Here is a 17,608-nt window from a genome sequence, read left to right as displayed (position 1 = left end):
GTTTGTTATTTCTTGTCTTGAATATCGATATACATCCACTCTGCTGGCAGAACAGGATGTTTTTTATAACCAATCACACGAGGTTGAGCGACCACAGTACGGTAACGCGTCGACATAAATTGTACGGGCGAATAAAACTCTAACAACCGTGACATTTTGCGATACAGCATATCGCGCTCAGGGCCATCCTCAAGCTTTTGTGATTGCTCATAGAGACGATCATATTCAGGTAATTTGAAGCAGGTATGATTGGTTGCATGAATATTTTTGCCATAGAACAACTGCACAAAATTATCTGCGTCAGGATAATCTGCAATCCAAGCCGAAGCCTTAAACATGGTTTTACATTGTTTCTCCGCTTTTAAACCTTCTGCGAAAGGAACAGGCTTCGACACCATATTAATTTTAATATTGGTTAAATCTTTCTTGAGTAACTCGGCCATTTGCATACTTCGTGCACTGCTGGTCGATGGCATAAACTCAATCACTAAAGGCTTTCCGTCAGGTAAAGTTCGCCAACCATCCTTACCTACTTTGTAGTTGTAGCGATCCAATAGTAAATTGGCTGCCTTTACAGAATAAGGAATACTGCTTTTATAATTTGGATCATGCCCTGCTACACCATATGGAATCGGTGATTCTAATTTTTGGGCATTGCCTTTGGCCAAGACCGTGATAAATTTTTCTTTAGAAACTGCCATGGACATCGCGCGGCGCAATGCAATCTTGTCTTTACTAAAACCACCTACAATCGGGTTCTGGATATTCCAATACAAATAATCAATCGAAGGATCTGAGATACGAGACAGTTGGATGCCCTTCTGAGCAAGTTCAGGTTTTAATGAACCATCGGATTGCAAAGCCTGTGCAGGTAATTCACCATCAAGTGTAAATAAGTCCAAACCATCTTTTTGGAATGACAGCCAACCCGATTGTGATTCTTCAATGACTTGAATATCGACCACACCGATTTGTGGCATTTTTTTGCCTTGCATCTGTTGTACGATTTTTTGATCTTCAGGAGTGCTGGCCTTAAAGTCCCATGTAAAACCACGATAATCTGGATTTGCCTTCAATATAATCCGTGAACCTGGTGTCCAATGTGACAGCATATAAGGACCTGTTCCCACAGGACGTCCCATTACATAGCCCGCCTTATCACGATATTTTTCAATCACTTCACGTGCCACTGCACCCGTGGGTTGATGCGCCAATAGCATCGGAAAATTATGATTCGGTTCTTTTAAACGAATCACCAAAGTATAACGATCAGGCGTTTGTAGTCCCGCGATCGGCTGATCATAATTAAACTTTCCTGCTTTACTGGCTTGTTGAATAAGCGGTTCAATGCCCACAATTTTATCTTCAAATAACCAGCTGTTAGGAGAATGCAGATTTGGATCAAGTAAGCGTTTAAATGAATACGCATAATCAGCAGCGGTGAGTTCACGTGGCTTGCCTTTAAATGCAGGATCAGGTGTGAAATAAATCCCTTTCTGAATCCGAATGGTATAGGTCAACCCATCCGCACTCACTTCAGGTAATGCCACTGCCGTTTTTGGCACCAACTTGGCAGGCGAAGCTAAATAATCGTAGGTATAGAGCGTTTCAAAAATAGAATATAAGACATGAGCCGAATACAGGTCTTGTGTCGCTACGGGATCAAATCCCGTTTCCGCCACTGGAAAGGCATAACGTAAGACTTTTTTTGGATCGGCAGGGCTTTTCGCTTCTGTAATCGTTACCCCTAGACTTAATGTTGTCCCCAATAACAGCGCCAGACTAGTCCGTTGCATCGAAAGTTTAAAATTTTGCTTCATCATAAACACATCACTTATTTTTGATTTGGTGAAACAATATCTAAGTATTGCCAGTTGGTATTCATAATTGGATGAGCTTTAAATCCCTGCACCTCAGGTTGAATCAACCAGTTCCGAATCCGTGTATCTTGTAAAATCCACGTTCCATCTGCTTCAATTTGGCGACTCATTTTTTCATAGAATGGCATACGTTTTTCAGGGGCTTGCTGCATCGCCTGTTTATATAAATTGTCATAAGCAGCTGACTGATAACAGGATTGATTACCACGACCCACATTCGGACCATAAAGCAATTGCGTGAAATTTTCACCCTCTGGATAATCCGCATGCCATGCGCCACTCCACATCATGTATTGACACTGGGTTGCGGCTTTTAAGTTATCGGCAAAATTACTGACTTTAAAGTCTGCCCGAACCCCGATTGCATCTAGATTTTTCTTCCACAATTCAGAATACATCACGGAAGCTGTACCACTCTCGGTATTTATTTTTAAGGTTAAAGGCTTGCCATTGGGCAGATTACGATAGCCATCTGGACCTTTTTTATAGCCGAAATGATCCAATAATTTATTGGCTAAAACAGGATTGTAACCAATGCTACTGCGATAATTCGGGTTATGACCATTAATGCCTGCAGGTACCAGCATTTCAGCCTTAACCGCCTGACCTTTTCTTAAGATACGAATATATTCATTGACATTAAAAGACATAGCGATGGCACGTCTTAACGCAATTTTATCGAGGCTATTCCCACCAACAACAGGATCACGCATATTCAACATTGAATAGGTGATCTCTGCCTCTTTATTGGCATACAAACGTATACCCTGCTTTTGCATTTCTGCTTTTAACTGATTATTTTGATCAAGTACTTTAGGAATTGCACTTGAAGTGACCTTATCAAAATCCAGTTGTTTGGACTGAAAAGCGAGCCAACGTGATTGTTCTTCTTCGATAATGCTGATATTGACTTTGCCAATTTGCGGCATTTGCTTGCCACTCATTTCTTTAACCAGCTGGTTATCCCACGCCGTACCTGTCGATTTAAAATTCCAGACAAAACCGCGATAATCAGGATTTGCAACTAATTCGATCTTGCTGCGGGGTACATATTTGCTCAGCATATAAGGCCCTGTTCCCACAGGATGCATGGCTAATCGATCTTTATAGTATTCAACCACTTCCCGTGCAGTCGCACCAAAGGTGCTATAGGCCAAAATATAAGGGAAATTATAATCAGGTTGCGTCAGGGTAAATTGAATCGTATATTTATCCAGTGCTTTAACGCCGTCAATCTTGGCATCATAGTTAAATGTGCCCGTTTTTTTGGCTTGGTCCACCAGTGCATTTGCACCCACAATTTTATTATCAATAAAAGAAAATGCTGAGGCATGATTTTTAGGATCTAATATCCGCTTAATGGAATAGACATAATCCTCTGCAACCAGCTCTCTGCGTTTACCTTTAAACGCAGGATCATCGGTAAAATAAATCCCTGGTTTTATTTTAAATATATAAATCTGACCATTTTTTTCAATCACAGGTAGGCTTTCTGCTGTTGATGGAACCAATTTTACTGGGTTAGCGAGATAATCGTATTGAAGCAATCTTTCAAAAATTACATCGGCGACATTTCCGCTGTAAAAATTAAAAGTTTTAACCATATCAAAACCATCATCTGGGGCTTCAAAAGCAACACGGAGTACTTTATCTGCCTGAGCAGGTGTTTTTGCATACCCCATCGGCATAAATGCAATAACGGTTGATAATACAGTGACCGTAAAAAAAGTTGACTTCAAATCAGTGCTCACATCATCGTTTTTTAATAAATACTAGACTTTTGCATAGCATTCAACACTACAACCGTTTCCCTTTCAGCGTGTCTCATTCCAACTTTTTATTAAAAAATCATTTATTTAATGATGTTTTACCAGTTGGAAAAATTAAGTTAAAAGAAAAACCCCTTAAAGATCGAAAATTACCTTGCTAATTTCATGCCACTTTTCAAATAAAAAAATTATGTTTATTTTTTAATCAAAACGTATTCTTAGCAGATCTAGTTTTCACGCATCTTAAATAAAAGTAACTTTATGCCAAATCATATTTTTATATATTATTTTCCATTTCAATGAAATAAAAATAATAAACCATATGTTTTATAACAACAAAAGATGATTTGCACCACAAAAAAGCAAAAATAAAACTTTATGATTCATTTTAATGCATTACAAAAACATACCTTATTTGGAACTTTATGTTAACCAATCCACATTTAAAATTATTTCAATATTTTTAATATTTAGTAAAAATATGAAAAGCTTATATATAAAAACTAAAACACTTTTACACATTTTATTCTACATTAAGCGAAATCTAAAAATAGGGTTTGGCACAGCTCTTGCTAAAACGGATTTATTGAATTTTTAGAGTGGCAATCCATTAGGGGTTAAATAATCAATGAAAAAAGCCAACTTCGCTCAACCAAGTGCTCTGCCAAAAGCGAGCAAAACGATGCTTAAACTCAGTACGCTCAGTTTAAGTATGCTGTGTTTAACCATGGCTCATGCTGCTGAGGCCGAATCGCCTTCCGAGGAAAAAGCAGCCAAAGTCGTAAAAGTTGCGGTTACAGGTTCATCCATCAAAGGCGTTGCAGCACAGAGTGCTTCACCGATTACCATTGTCAAAGTGGATGAAATTCTAAAACAAGGGGTCACAACAACCGAAGAAGCACTCTCAAAAATTACAGCCAATCAATCAAATTTTGTCACGGCTTCAAATGTAGGAACCAGTAAAACACAGGGATCTGCTGCAAATTTAAGGGGAATTGGTGCCAACAAGACCTTGGTTTTGCTCAATGGTCGTCGTTTGGCAGCCAATGCCTATGACAGCGGTGTGACCAATTTAAATATCATTCCACTGGCTATGCTTGATCGTATTGAAGTGCTGAAAGATGGTGCATCAGCGATCTATGGTACCGATGCGATTGGCGGTGTAGTCAACTTTATTACTAAAAAACAATTTAGCGGTTTAAATTTCAGTGCCGACTATCAAAAACCAGAACAAACAGGTGGCGAGCAACAAAACTATTCCATTTTTGGTGGTTATGGTGATTTAGAAGAAAATGGATTCAATGTTTTCGGGGTTGTTGATTATCGACGTGGTGACGAAGTCATGGCAAAAGACCGCAAGGTCAGCCGTCGTGGGGGTGTATTACCCGAATTAGGTGTCAATCGAACCAGTAGTGGTTCTTTCCCGGCAAATTTATACGATACAGAGACAGGTACATTCGGCAGTCCTTATGCCAAAACAGGATGTGGCGATAATCCGCTATTCTTCAGTAATGATGGAGTGACCTGCCGTTATAACAGTCAAGCTGTGATTGGCATTATTCCTAAAACAGAAGACGTTTCTGTCATGGGTCGTGTAACCGCAAAAATTAATGATCATTTCAATGCGATTGGTGAGTACGTTTACGCACGTAGTGAAGTGACTACATCCGTTGCGCCTGACGTATTTTTTGACTTACCGATGAACCCATCAAGCAAATATTATCCTGGGAATGGTATTACACCTGCCATGGATAATGTCAGTGGCCCACTAGAATTATATTTACGTTCACAAGCAGGTAATCGTATCAGCAATAGCGTGAATGATTCACACCGGATTTTTGCTGGTCTTGAAGGTGATGCGTATGGTTGGGATATTAATACTGGCCTAACCTATGCCCGTAGTAATGCTGCAGATAACGTTTTAAATGGTTACCTTAATTACAATAAAACCGCTGCAGCATTATTAGATGGCACTCTCAATCCCTTTGGTGCACAAAGCTCAGCCGATAGTGATGTATGGAATGGCTTAAGCGTTAAAGGTAAATATCTAGATGCCAAATTAGACTCAACTACAGTCGATTTCACTGCAAGCCGCCCGATCTATACATTACCAGCTGGTGATGTCGGTTTTGCTGTTGGTGCAAGTTATCGCCGTGATGATTGGCAATCGAAGACACTGGCTGAAATTGCAAGTGTTGCACCAAGTACAGGAGTCGATCCAAATGAACCCGTAAATGAAGGTTCACGCAATATCAAAGCTGTTTTCACAGAATTACATATCCCTTTGCATAAAACTTTAGAAGCTCAGCTTGCAGCTCGATATGATGATTACAGTGATTTTGGTGATACCTTTAATCCCAAATTCTCCCTTCGTTGGGAACCAATCAAACAGTTAATGTTTAGAACAAGCTATACCAAAGGTTTTAGAGCACCGACATTACAAGAAATGCATTCACCTAAATCCGTCACCAATACAGCTGCAACGTATAATGATCCGCTACTTTGCCCTGGTGGTGTTCCAGCAGCGGGTGCATTACCTGCACGTGACTGTGGTATGCAATTTGATCGACAAAATGGTGGTAACCAAAACCTAGAGCCTGAAAAATCAGATTCATTTACCGCTGGTATGGTATTTGAGCCTATCAAAAACTTGGTCTTCACGCTCGATTATTTCGATATCAAAGTCAAAAATCAGATTACCACCATTTCAGAGACTGCCATTTTTGCTGACCCTGTGAAGTATGCAGATAAATTCATCCGTAATGCAGATGGCTCGCTGAACTATATCAATACAACCAATCAAAATTTAGGTGGTATCAAAACCTCAGGATTTGATGTCGGTGCAGCTTGGCGCTCTCCAATGACCAGCACAGGCCAATTTGGTCTCAGTATTGATGGTACTTATGTAACAGATTACCAATACCAAGAAAACAAAGGCATGCCATGGGTTGGTGTTGCTGGAAGCTATGCAGGCTTGGATTATCAGGCAATCGTTTTACGCTGGAAACATACAGCTAATTTAGATTGGCGCTATGAGAACTGGGCACTCAACTTACAGCAAAACTTCTCTAAAGGTTATAAAGACCAAAACTCTAATGGGCAAGACCATTCTGTAGGCGACTATACCACTTATAACCTTTCAGGCACTTATAAAGGTTTCAAGAACCTAGAACTCACACTTGGTCTTAAAAATATGTTTGATGCTGAACCACCGGCTTCAAATGTCGTCGATAACTTCCAAATGGGTTATGACCCGCGTTATGCAGATGCTGTTGGTCGTAGCTATTTCGTTCGCGGCACCTATAAATTTTAATGTGTTTCGCCACTACGACATGATGTTCCTTCTGTCGTAGTGGTTCACCGTAATCCTCTGATTTATCAGATTTAAAGTGAATATTCTCAATTTCCAATTGATTTCACCTTACAAACAATGATGAATTCATGATTGCAATTTCAGGAGTAATTATGGGCATCCCCTTTTCTGAGAGTGAAAATCAACCTGCCAAACGCCTTGTCGGTATTGGTCTGGTGTTATTTCTACATCTCATTATCGCCTATATTCTGATGACAAGTTTAGCGACCGACTTTAGCAAGCCTGTCGATAAGCCTGTAGAACTACAGATTATTCAGGACATCAAACCACCACCGCCTCCAAAACCAGAGGAACCAAAACCTAAAGAAAAGCCGCCCGAGCCACCAAAAATGGTCGAAAAAGTGGCCAAGATGCCTGACCCACCTAAACAGGTGGAGAAAGTCACACCTGTGCAAAAACCAGCACCTGCTCAACCGACCAAAACGGCTGTTGCGACACCAACACCTACGCCTGCTGCAGCAAGTCCGAGCCCTGTTGCTGCTCCAACAGCGCCAGCCGCACCTGCGACTGCAGCAAAACCCGCAGGAATTTCACGCGGCGTTTCTGAAGGAGAAGCGGGATGTCAAAAACCAGAATACCCTCGTGAAGCCTTGATGAATGAAGAAGAAGGTACGGTACGTATTCGTGTGCTGGTTGATGGTTCAGGCAAAGTAATCGACTCAAAAGTTAAAAAATCGAGTGGCAGTAAAAGCCTAGATAAAGCAGCTGTCAAAGCCTATAGCCTGTGCACATTTAAACCTGCAATGAAAGACGGTGTACCACAACAAGAATGGTACGAAATCGAATATCCATTCACGATTTCCTAATTAAATACATTGAACAAACAAGTTTTTGGAGAATTTAACCATGAAAAATACAGCAAAACGTCTCTCTCGAATCGCAGCAATTGGCCTCATCGCAGGAACGACCTTACTTCCAGTTGCAACCGTATGGGCGGATGAAACCACGCAAACCACAGCCGTAACGACGGTAGCGACTGATGCCGCAGCACAAGCCGCACCAACCCCGCCACCCTTACCTGCAACTGTTGAAAAAGTACATAACCCATATGGTTTAGAAGCCCTTTGGCGCGAAGGTGACTTAGTCGCAAAATCAACATTATTTATCTTGGTACTAATGTCGATTGGAACGTGGTACATCATTCTGTCTAAAGTTTTTCAACAAAGTAAAATCAAACGCCATGGCACAGAGGCTGAACGTCATTTTTGGGAAGCAGAGTCTTTAAATAGTGCTGCAGAAAGTTTAAATAGCAATAGTAGCTACCGTTATATTGCTGAAAAAGGCATTCGCTCAACCAAACATCACGATGGCACCTTATTAGAACGTATTGATTTCAACACATGGGTAACAATCTCAATTCAACGTGCAATCGAAAAAGTGCAAAGTCATCTCAGTAATGGCCTAGCCTTCCTTGCCACTGTGGGTTCAACCGCACCATTTGTCGGCTTATTTGGAACAGTTTGGGGGATTTATCACGCGCTTACTGCAATCGGTATTTCAGGCCAAGCATCAATTGATAAAGTTGCTGGACCTGTGGGTGAAGCACTGATTATGACCGCAATTGGTCTTGCAGTCGCGGTTCCTGCTGTACTTGGTTATAACTGGTTAACACGCCGCAATAAAGCGGTCATGGACAATGTCCGTTCATTTGGCTCAGACCTACATGCCGTACTCCTCAGCGGCGACCTAAACAGTAATCACCCAAACCGTGATTCTAAATAAGGAACACCATTATGGGCATGATGATTAATTCAGATCAAAGTGACGATGATGTCATCGGGACGATTAACACGACCCCGCTGGTCGACATCATGCTGGTGCTGCTGATTATCTTTTTAATCACAGTTCCAGTGGTCACACACACTGTTCCGGTAAAACTACCTGAAGAAAAAAATACACCTTATGCCACCACACCACAAAATATCCAGCTTTCCGTCAATAAAACGGGGGATATTTTCTGGAATGAACAACACGTTGCAAATAAAGAAACTTTACTTGCCCGTTTACAAGCTGAAGCGCAAAAACGTCCGCAGCCTGAGGTTCATATTCGTGGCGATCAGCAGACTCATTATGAAGCGATAGATCAGGTGATCAGCACAACACAGCAAGCAGGGATTGGCAAAATCGCTTTTGTTACGACTCCCCCTGCTTCTACACCATAACAGGAGAATCACACATGGGTATGAATGTGGGTTCAAAAAATGATGAAGAAGATGTGATGCTCGACGTCAACATGACACCGCTGATTGATGTCATGTTAGTGCTGCTGATTATGTTTATTATCACCATCCCAATTCCAAACAACGCCATTAACATTAATTTGCCAAATGGTACACCACCACCGCCAACAGATCAGAAGCCACCTCAAACCATCAATTTACGGGTTGATGCGCAAGGGCATATTTTTTGGAATGATCAAGCGGTTGCTGATCGTTCAGCCTTAAAAGCCCTGTTTGATTCGGTTGCTCAAAAAGCTGATCAGGATCAGATTAAGTTTAAGCCTGATGCTCAGGCTGAATATAAGAATATCGCGATGGTGATGGCACTCGCTCAACAGAGCAATGTCACCAAAATCGGTATCGTCAGTAATAACTAAATAATAAAAACAAAAAATTAATAAAATAACTAAACATTACTCCTGCGCTAACAAGTTCGCTTGTTAGCTTTTTTTATTTTATTTCACTGATCACGATCGGAATAAGTTTGCTGCTCACTTTATAGCCTTGTGGTTTGTTACTACAAGCATCACCTGTCACGGTGGTTCGAATGACATAAGGGGAATAAGGCATCACATTTAAATAGCCTGAATTATCTCGGCCAGTACGACAATCTTCTGCCCCTAATTTGTCATCATAGCGGCCATCATATGAAGACTCCTCTACCTCTGCAATCAGTTTGCTGGTCCACTGAGTGAAATAAACTAGGCTTTTACTCGACTCGACTGTGCCCTGTCCTGAACCTGCGCTCTCAATTTCGATCAGTTGAATCGGTTTACCTTTATAAACAGTTGGATGCACTTTAAAGCTATTTGATTGACCACCAAATTCTTTTAGGATTCGCGCCTGCTTTAATTTTGGACGGGTTAACACATAGCCAGCCCAAAAATTACGTCCTGCATTTTCAAAACTCACACCCGATAAATAGGCTTCTTCTCCTGAGATCAGTTTTACTGCTTCGGTAGAATCGATCTGAATGGCTTGGGGTGGATTGGCATTTGAATCTTGTAAGTTGGTGATCCAACTGATAATGGTTTTATCTGGAGGTACAGCAGCATGAGTAGTCGAGATTAGACCTGACAGGCAGAGGGTTATAAAAATAAAATTCTTTTTATTCATTATGATTTCTCTTTAGTGATTAAATCTGAAAGCGGTCTTGACGGAGTCTCTCCCAGCTCTCATCCGATCATAGGAAAACCTTCTTACTTTTCAAAGATGAAAAGTAACAAAAATCTTTTGTTAGACTGACGGTACGTCCTTGCTACCGCAGTCTAACTTGGCGGCATCCTTGCCGCCCTCAACGATCACAGATATTTACTAGACCATACATACCTAAAGTTATTTAAACTTTTCCAACTCAATCCATTCTGCTTCTGGAAAATGCTTTGCCAAATAAGCTTTTAAATAATCTGCGGTATCTTTCGAAATAAGAGGATCTTTCGACTCATCCTTTAAGTTATACACCAAAGCATGCAAACTCAAACCACGCTGCTTTAAAGCCTCTAAACTCAACAAAGTATGATTAATACTTCCTAAACGCCCAGAAGTCACTAAAATCACAGGAAATTGATGCTGAACGATATAATCAATCGTCAACAACTCTGTAGTTAAAGGCACCATCAATCCACCAGCACCTTCTAATAACACCACCTCAAAGCGCTGCGCCAATTCTTTGGTTGCAGCTTCGATCTTGGCAAAATCTAAATCTCGTCCATCCAAACGCGTGGCTAAATGCGGCGAGGCAGGATAAGTAAAAATTTCAGGCATGGTCAGCTTTTCATGATCTTCCTGAAACCAGCCACTGCCCATAATTTCACGATGCTTTTCGATATCTTCGGAGATATCTACATTCCCCGTTTGCACCAACTTCTGGGTAATGACACGCTGTCCCTGTTCGGTCCAAAGCTTGGCGAGATAACCTGTGGCATAAGTTTTGCCAATTTCAGTATCAATACCACTGACAAAATAAATTGCTGCACTCATGCTGTTCTCCGTGCAATCACATAAATTGGATGATAAGTCAGACGAAAACCCTGCTCATCATAAAACTGTTGATAATCTGAATAAAATTGCTGCAAAGATTGCTTAGTCCAGCGATGCGATTGAGCTGTTGCAGTCACGCCAGTTGCTTTCAAATGCTGCAATACCGATTTTGGATGATCAAAATAAACCTGCTTATGATCTTGCTGTATCAATAGAATTTCAAAGCCTTGCTGTTCAAGTAACTGTTGTAGAACATCCAAATTGATATAATTTAAGCCTTGCCCTGTTAGCTGTTTAATTTCCGTTAGATTATCTGGCCCAAAAGTAGAAAAACCGAAATATGCATTGGGTTTTAATGCAGCATGAATCTGCTGCAATAAAGCTGGTAGATCAAGCATCCACTGTAATGCCGAACTGGAAATCACTGCATCTAAAGATTGCGGTAAAGTCAGCTGTTCAATATCACCGATCAACCAATTTACATGTTTAAAATTAAAAAAATGCTGATCGACATCTGCATATAAATCATTTAAGAACAGTTGCTCAACCTGAAAATAAGACTCACATAAATGGGTGAGATTGCCTGAACCACAGCCAATCTCAAGGACTGAATTCAAGCTTTGCGAACAATACACTTTAAGATATTCAAATAACTGCGCACTAATCTGTTTTTGTACCACAGCATGCTCGACATAGCTTTGCCCTGCTTTGGCAAAACGTTGGGCTACCAGTGCTTTATTGATGCTCACAAACACTCCACCAATTGTTCCAATTCAGTTTTTTGCACCAAAGAGGTTAATGAAATACGCAGGCGTGAACTATTCTGTGGCACTGTTGGTGGGCGTACCGGCATGGCATAAAAACCTTGTTGTTGTACATAGCGTGCTTTTTCAATTGCAGCTTGGCTTTCACCCACGATAATCGGAATGATATGACTACTCGATGGGCTTGAGAAGCCTTTTGCAATCACCGCTTGCTGTAAATACTGACTGATCTCAGCCAAGTGCTGGCGTTGTTGCTGCATGCTCAATACTTTATGAAAAATAAAATCTGACCATGCCATCGAGATTGGAGGCAAAGCTGTACTAAAAATCAGTGGGCGCATTTTATTGATCAGATAATCACGGATGATTGAATCACAAATGATATAGCCGCCTACCGAGGCAATTGCTTTACCAAAGGTTCCCACTAAGAAATCAATCTGATCCAATACACCATATTGTTCAGCACAACCCAGCCCTTGCTCACCTCTGACACCAATCGCATGGGCTTCATCGACATACAACATGGTTTTGGCAAAACGTTGCTTTAACTGCGCCAATGCAGCTAAATCCGTCTCGTCCCCATCCATACTAAAAATACTTTCGGTCACCACAATAATGCGTTCAACTTGCTCATCTTGATGATACTTTTGCAATAACTGTTCCAGATGCTGCAAATCATTATGGCGATAACGTACATATTGAGCAGTCGAAAGTCGAATGCCATCAATCATACTGGCATGTACCAGTTTATCGGCCAGAATTACGGTTTTGCTATCACACAAGGCTGGCAAAATACCGATATTCATGTGGTAGCCACTATTAAAGAGTAAGGCAGCGCGACCAAAGGCTTTGCTTAGGCTATTTTCAAATTGTTCATATTCTTCAAAATTACCCGTAAGCAAACGTGAAGAAGATGAACTAAAGAGCGCTCTTTCGATTTTCAGCGTATCAAGAAATTCTTCTCTTAAACTTAAATCAGCTGCCAACCCTAAATAATCATTGGATGCTAGATTCAACATGGTTCGATCTTGAATCGTAATCCATCGTCCCTGCTGTTGATTTGAAGTAAATTGGCGGAAATTACCCTGTTGCTTAAGCTGGTCAAGCTGCTCGGCATAATGATCAAGCAAGGACATTGGCATTTACTCCTTGCATATTTTTTACTACTTCACTCATCTGTGCCAATAAATAATGGAGTTCATCATCGCTAATCACATACGGCGGCATTACATAGACCAATTTCCCAAATGGCCGCACCCAAATGCCACACTCCACAAACTGTTGCTGTAAGGTTTTCATGTCGACATTAGATGTTAATTCAACCACACCAATCGCCCCTAAAACCCTTACATCCGCAACATGATCGAGCTGTGCTAAATCCGTTAACAGTTCAGCCAGAATCTTTTCAATTCGTTGAATATTGGCTTGCCAATCCTGTTCCACCAATAATTGGGTGCTTCTTAAAGCAACCGCACAGGCCAGTGGATTCGCCATAAAGGTTGGGCCATGCATAAACACACCCGCTTCACCACGACTTATGCTTTCAGCCACTTGTTTAGTAGTTAAAGTCGCAGACAGTGTCATATAACCGCCCGTTAAACCTTTGCCGATACACATAATATCGGGTTCAACTTGGGCATGTTCCCACGCAAACATTTTGCCTGTACGCCCAAAACCTGTTGCAATCTCATCAAAGATCAACAATAAATTATATTGTTCACACAATGCTTTGGCTTGACGTAAATATTCAGGATGATAAAAACGCATTCCGCCTGCACCCTGCACAATCGGTTCAATTATCAGTGCGGCAATAGTGTGATGATGCTGTTCGATCTGCTGTTTGAGCTGCTGAATGTCTTGTGAATCCCATTGACCATCAAAGCGACTTTGTGGGGCGGGTACAAACATTCGATTCGGTAAACTTGTACCAAAAATCTGATGCATCCCCGTGACCGGATCACAGACAGACATCGCATTCCATGTATCGCCATGATAGCCAGAACGGGTGGTGATAAAATTGGTTTTCTCTGGTTTGTTTAATGCAGCCCAATATTGAACTGCCATTTTTAACGCAACTTCTACGGCAACCGAACCTGAGTCTGCGTAGAAAATCTTATCTAAATTCGGCGGCGTGATTTTTAATAATAATTTGCCTAATTCAATTGCAGGTTCATGGGTCAGACCGCCAAACATGATATGTGCCATGTTTTGTAATTGATCTGTAACCGCTTGGTTGAGTTCAGGATGGTTATAGCCATGAATTGCACACCACCATGACGACATGCCATCAACCAAAGTTCGACCATCTTCTAATTCAATCGTTGCACCGTAGGCACGTTTGACTTTAAAGGTTGGTAGTGGATTCAACATCGAAGTATAGGGATGCCATATATGTTCTAAATCAAATAAATCGGTCATCCTTTACCTCATTTGCTGCTATTTCAAAATTTACCATTTGCCTGATCACACTTTTCGATACTCGGAAATGTCATCTGCAACCTGCGTGGTATAAATAAAATACAAGGCTTCGTACACTTGATCAAAAGAAAAAAATGAAAGAAGTGAACAGGTTTTGCAGATGACAAATGGTTTTGCCTACTTTTCCCGAAAGAAAAGTAGGTCGCCGAAGGCATATCCTGAAAATGGATGAGTACTCGGCACGATTCCGTTAGATCTATAAAATAGGTTTTATCTTAAACTTGTCAAAATCTAAAATATATTGCGAGAACTTTCAATTCAAGCAAGATTAAACCGTCTATTAAATAAAATCTTCAATTATTTGCACAGTCCGCCACACCATAAAACATGGAAAACCATGCGAAGCGCCTTCAACCGAAATGAAAGATAAATTCTTTGCAGCTAAATCTTCAGTTTTTCGCACAATTTGGTAAGGAACTAAAGCATCATACTCGGCAAAGACATGCAACTGCCTACCTTGATAATTTTTATACAACTCAACCAAGTTTAATTGCTCCAGCAATTCTAACCCATCTCTAAGCAATGCAATCGGTTGTGGACGAATCAATTTCTGCATAACTACGAAATCTTTCTTTGCCGAACTTGCACCCTGACAGACCAATAAACCAAAACGCTTTAAAGTCGTAATCGCATCCTGTTCAAATGATTGTTTAAACTGGATAAAGGTTTCAACAGGCATTGCAGTCGACCAATCTGCTTGTGCCACAAAACATGGATTCGACGCTAACGTGATTAAAACTTTCTGTTCAGTATATTGTTGCTGAATTTGATCGACCAGTAAGGTTGCCAGTTGTCCACCAAGCGACCATCCAATGATCACATCAAACTTTACTGCAAGTTCGACATGCTGTTGCAAAATGTCATTATCCAACGCATTAAAGATATTCATCCGCTCAACGCGATGTCCCTTTTGTTCTAAAGCCTTATGTAAAGGTTTTAATAATTCGGCACCACCGCCCCATCCCGTGATGAGTAAAATCTTATAGGTCACGTGCTTGCTCATTTCCAAAAACTTCAATGCAGTATACCCTGATTAACACTCCTCATTATTTTCCAAATCTACCAAAAGCTGGGCTGGAATCACTTGCTCCCAATGTTGCTTGAACTGTCGATGAACTTGATCAATATCAAAGCAACTATTTCTCGCCACCTGCTGAGCATGAGCAATATCTTTGGCACGCATATAGGCGAGTAAATAATGATCGCCATTCAATTCAAGTTGAAACCAAGATTCAACGATTACCCCTTCAGCTTGAAGTGTTTGAATGGCTTCGGCTTTACGTTGTTGAATTTCTTGCTGCCAAGCCTCGACCTCTGCCTGCGTATTGGCTTTTAATTTAATGAGAACTGCACCAACATCCATTGATTTTCCTTTTCTTTTTCTAAATCGCTATTCAATTGAAATATATAAAGCAGAGCAAAACCCTGTAAAGAATTTTCTACCACATCCAATCTCTAAATTTGCTAAAGTAGCTGCTATTACACTTTGAGATCAACATGATGAATACGATAAAGTCCAAAGTTCTCGTTTTATGTAGTTCACTTTTTTTACTCAGTGCACCAACGCTCAGTAGCGCACAAACTACCTTATTTTCAAAGCAAGATACCGCTCAAAAAGAATGGGTTGGGCAATCTGCGCCAGACTTTAAACTGCAAGATCAAACTGGCAAATGGCACACCTTAAATCAATATAAAGGCAAATGGGTGGTGCTATATTTTTATCCTAAAGACAATACTGCAGGTTGTACTCAAGAAGCCAATCAATTTAAATCATTGTATCCACAATTTACCAAATCAAATGCTGTGGTACTGGGTGTCAGTCTGGATGATGTTGCATCACATCAAAAATTCTCAGAGAAACTTGGCCTACCGTTCCCAATTCTTGCAGATGATCAGGGCGAACTGGCCACTAAATTTGGCATCGTACGAAACTTGGGTATTACTAAAATTGCCAAACGTGAGAGTTTTTTGATTAATCCTCAAGGCGCGGTGATGTATCACTACACCAGCGTGAATACTCAAACTCATGCCGATCAAGTATTGAAAGATTTAAAAACCTTACAAAGCAAATAATCGCTTTGAAGATTCTGAGTCAAGTTATCGAGTAATAATATGCCTAGCTGTTTGAAGTCTAGGCATTTTTATACATGTTTAATAATCAATGCCATTGGAATCATCAATCGGGTTCTGATCCAGTGTAAACACGGTACGTTGATACGGAATACCTTCCAGATCATAGACCTGATAAACACAATCAAATAACAGCTGTAGGTCTTCACTGCGATCCATTGCCCGTGCAGTCAGAAAAATTGGGCTGACGGCGCCATTGTCTAAAATCGGAATATAGTTCAAATGAGGAAAGCGAATGGTATCGGCACTGGCAGGAATCACACACAAGCCTTCACCTGCGGCTACCAACCCTAAGGCCAGTTGAATTTCCCGTACTTCATGCATATTTTTTGGCACGAGGCTATGCTCGGCAAAGATATTCAAAAGCTGCGTCGAAAAATTAGGCTTCGGCGAAGTGGGATACATAAACATCTTTTCATCAATTAGATCTGCCAGATAAACCCCTTCCGTCCGCTGTGCAATGGGATGACTGGTATGCGCCGCCACAACCAATCGCTCCTTCCGCAATAAAATCCGTCTGACCGCAGGATCACTAATCCTCAAGCGTCCAAAGCCCACATCAATGCGTCCTTCCTTTAAAGCTTGCAGTTGTTCTGTGGTGCTCATTTCAACCAGTTGAATATTGAGATGTGGCTGCTGTTGTCTGAATAAATAGATGATCCGTGGCAAAAGACCATAAAGCAGCGACCCGACAAAACCGATGGTGACACTGCGTTCAATCAGCCCAATCCGTTTTGCCATACTTTTAATTTCTTCAGCATTAGACAAAAGTTTAATCGCGTGCTGATAAAAGAAATGTCCCGCAGGTGTGGTTTGTAGAGGTCGACTACCCCGCTCAAACAGTTGAATACCCAACTCACTTTCCAAGTTTTGAATCTGTCGACTCAAAGGGGGTTGAGCAATAAATAGTTTTTCTGCGGCCTTGGTGAAGCTCTGTTCTTCAACAACTGCAACAAAATACCGTAAATGACGTAATTCCATGAGGTTTCAATACCTTTAAGATATATAAAAATAT

Annotated in this window: 16 protein-coding genes; 6 read left to right on the top strand and 10 right to left on the bottom strand. The window is 40.9% G+C overall.

Translation table 11 applies throughout. The annotated features are described in order from the left end of the window. Positions 1–5: 5 nt before the first annotated feature. Both A7P54_RS09465 and A7P54_RS09460 read right to left on the bottom strand, forming a co-directional pair. The gene (locus A7P54_RS09465) at positions 6–1,820 is read right to left on the bottom strand and encodes an ABC transporter substrate-binding protein (RefSeq protein WP_171549682.1); all 1,815 of its coding nucleotides are present in this window, start codon (positions 1,818–1,820) and stop codon (positions 6–8) included. Positions 1,821–1,834: 14 nt separating this feature from the next. Beyond that, a complete protein-coding gene (locus tag A7P54_RS09460) occupies positions 1,835–3,619 on the bottom strand; it encodes an ABC transporter substrate-binding protein (RefSeq protein ID WP_171549425.1) in 1,785 nt (594 codons plus the stop codon). 658 nt (positions 3,620–4,277) lie between these two features. On the opposite strand from A7P54_RS09460, the gene A7P54_RS09455 reads away from it, so the two are divergent. The 5 genes from A7P54_RS09455 (at position 4,278) to A7P54_RS09435 (ending at position 9,618) form a co-directional block, all read left to right on the top strand. Beyond that, a complete protein-coding gene (locus A7P54_RS09455; RefSeq protein ID WP_017402065.1) occupies positions 4,278–6,962 on the top strand; it encodes a TonB-dependent receptor in 2,685 nt (894 codons plus the stop codon). A 152-nt stretch (positions 6,963–7,114) separates the two neighbouring features. Continuing rightward, positions 7,115–7,828: a TonB family protein gene (locus tag A7P54_RS09450; RefSeq protein ID WP_171549424.1), complete on the top strand. Its 714-nt coding sequence runs from the start codon at positions 7,115–7,117 to the stop codon at positions 7,826–7,828. Between the two features lie 40 nt (positions 7,829–7,868). Further along, positions 7,869–8,744, top strand: a complete 876-nt coding sequence (locus tag A7P54_RS09445) for a MotA/TolQ/ExbB proton channel family protein (protein WP_171549423.1) — start codon at positions 7,869–7,871, stop codon at positions 8,742–8,744. 11 nt (positions 8,745–8,755) lie between these two features. Then, the gene (locus A7P54_RS09440) at positions 8,756–9,184 is read left to right on the top strand and encodes a biopolymer transporter ExbD (protein WP_004804911.1); all 429 of its coding nucleotides are present in this window, start codon (positions 8,756–8,758) and stop codon (positions 9,182–9,184) included. A gap of 14 nt (positions 9,185–9,198) precedes the next feature. Next, complete coding sequence (locus A7P54_RS09435) at positions 9,199–9,618, top strand: biopolymer transporter ExbD (RefSeq protein ID WP_171549422.1); 420 nt, start codon at positions 9,199–9,201, stop codon at positions 9,616–9,618. A gap of 73 nt (positions 9,619–9,691) precedes the next feature. Here the strand turns inward: A7P54_RS09435 and A7P54_RS09430 are convergent, their stop codons facing one another. The 7 genes from A7P54_RS09430 to A7P54_RS09400 all read right to left on the bottom strand — a co-directional run bounded on the left by A7P54_RS09430 (position 9,692) and on the right by A7P54_RS09400 (position 15,826). Next, positions 9,692–10,357, bottom strand: coding sequence for a hypothetical protein (locus A7P54_RS09430; protein WP_171549421.1), 666 nt, complete (start codon positions 10,355–10,357; stop codon positions 9,692–9,694). A 219-nt stretch (positions 10,358–10,576) separates the two neighbouring features. Beyond that, the gene (gene bioD, locus A7P54_RS09425; RefSeq protein ID WP_171549420.1) at positions 10,577–11,221 is read right to left on the bottom strand and encodes a dethiobiotin synthase; all 645 of its coding nucleotides are present in this window, start codon (positions 11,219–11,221) and stop codon (positions 10,577–10,579) included. Further along, complete coding sequence (gene bioC, locus A7P54_RS09420; protein WP_171549419.1) at positions 11,218–11,970, bottom strand: malonyl-ACP O-methyltransferase BioC; 753 nt, start codon at positions 11,968–11,970, stop codon at positions 11,218–11,220. Before bioC ends, bioD begins: the two co-directional genes overlap by 4 nt. Then, complete coding sequence (locus A7P54_RS09415; RefSeq protein ID WP_171549418.1) at positions 11,967–13,121, bottom strand: 8-amino-7-oxononanoate synthase; 1,155 nt, start codon at positions 13,119–13,121, stop codon at positions 11,967–11,969. Before A7P54_RS09415 ends, bioC begins: the two co-directional genes overlap by 4 nt. Then, positions 13,108–14,403 (bottom strand): adenosylmethionine--8-amino-7-oxononanoate transaminase, encoded by a 1,296-nt coding sequence (gene bioA, locus A7P54_RS09410; protein WP_171549417.1) that lies wholly within the window; start codon positions 14,401–14,403, stop codon positions 13,108–13,110. The genes A7P54_RS09415 and bioA overlap by 14 nt, the downstream gene beginning before the upstream one ends. Positions 14,404–14,743: 340 nt before the next feature. Then, on the bottom strand, positions 14,744–15,454 hold the full coding sequence (locus tag A7P54_RS09405) for a hydrolase (protein WP_171549416.1): 711 nt from the start codon (positions 15,452–15,454) through the stop codon (positions 14,744–14,746). A 42-nt stretch (positions 15,455–15,496) separates the two neighbouring features. After that, positions 15,497–15,826 (bottom strand): DUF6176 family protein, encoded by a 330-nt coding sequence (locus A7P54_RS09400; RefSeq protein ID WP_171549415.1) that lies wholly within the window; start codon positions 15,824–15,826, stop codon positions 15,497–15,499. Positions 15,827–15,960: 134 nt separating this feature from the next. Here A7P54_RS09400 and A7P54_RS09395 point away from each other — a divergent pair, with 134 nt between their 5' ends. Continuing rightward, positions 15,961–16,536 carry a peroxiredoxin gene (locus A7P54_RS09395; RefSeq protein WP_005191107.1) on the top strand — a complete coding sequence of 192 codons (576 nt, stop codon included), beginning with the start codon at positions 15,961–15,963 and terminating at the stop codon, positions 16,534–16,536. Positions 16,537–16,614: 78 nt separating this feature from the next. Here A7P54_RS09395 and A7P54_RS09390 read toward each other — a convergent pair whose 3' ends face one another. Further along, a complete protein-coding gene (locus A7P54_RS09390) occupies positions 16,615–17,574 on the bottom strand; it encodes a LysR family transcriptional regulator (protein WP_005205529.1) in 960 nt (319 codons plus the stop codon). Positions 17,575–17,608: the final 34 nt, after the last annotated feature.

Origin of the sequence: Acinetobacter sp. Ac_3412 (assembly GCF_013072675.1) — a bacterium.
Classification (GTDB): Bacteria; Pseudomonadota; Gammaproteobacteria; order Pseudomonadales; family Moraxellaceae; genus Acinetobacter; species Acinetobacter higginsii.
This window is presented reverse-complemented; position numbering and strand designations above follow the sequence as displayed.

Excerpts from the sequence above, each read along its gene's own strand:
- A7P54_RS09415 (WP_171549418.1), bottom strand. The coding sequence starts at position 13,121 with ATGTCCTTGCTTGATCATTATGCCGAGCAGCTTGACCAGCTTAAGCAA.
- A7P54_RS09465 (WP_171549682.1), bottom strand. The coding sequence starts at position 1,820 with ATGAAGCAAAATTTTAAACTTTCGATGCAACGGACTAGTCTGGCGCTG.
- A7P54_RS09430 (WP_171549421.1), bottom strand. The coding sequence starts at position 10,357 with ATGAATAAAAAGAATTTTATTTTTATAACCCTCTGCCTGTCAGGTCTA.
- A7P54_RS09450 (WP_171549424.1), top strand. The coding sequence starts at position 7,115 with ATGGGCATCCCCTTTTCTGAGAGTGAAAATCAACCTGCCAAACGCCTT.
- A7P54_RS09445 (WP_171549423.1), top strand. The coding sequence starts at position 7,869 with ATGAAAAATACAGCAAAACGTCTCTCTCGAATCGCAGCAATTGGCCTC.
- A7P54_RS09435 (WP_171549422.1), top strand. The coding sequence starts at position 9,199 with ATGGGTATGAATGTGGGTTCAAAAAATGATGAAGAAGATGTGATGCTC.
- bioA (WP_171549417.1), bottom strand. The coding sequence starts at position 14,403 with ATGACCGATTTATTTGATTTAGAACATATATGGCATCCCTATACTTCG.
- A7P54_RS09395 (WP_005191107.1), top strand. The coding sequence starts at position 15,961 with ATGATGAATACGATAAAGTCCAAAGTTCTCGTTTTATGTAGTTCACTT.
- A7P54_RS09455 (WP_017402065.1), top strand. The coding sequence starts at position 4,278 with ATGAAAAAAGCCAACTTCGCTCAACCAAGTGCTCTGCCAAAAGCGAGC.
- A7P54_RS09400 (WP_171549415.1), bottom strand. The coding sequence starts at position 15,826 with ATGGATGTTGGTGCAGTTCTCATTAAATTAAAAGCCAATACGCAGGCA.
- A7P54_RS09440 (WP_004804911.1), top strand. The coding sequence starts at position 8,756 with ATGGGCATGATGATTAATTCAGATCAAAGTGACGATGATGTCATCGGG.
- A7P54_RS09390 (WP_005205529.1), bottom strand. The coding sequence starts at position 17,574 with ATGGAATTACGTCATTTACGGTATTTTGTTGCAGTTGTTGAAGAACAG.
- bioD (WP_171549420.1), bottom strand. The coding sequence starts at position 11,221 with ATGAGTGCAGCAATTTATTTTGTCAGTGGTATTGATACTGAAATTGGC.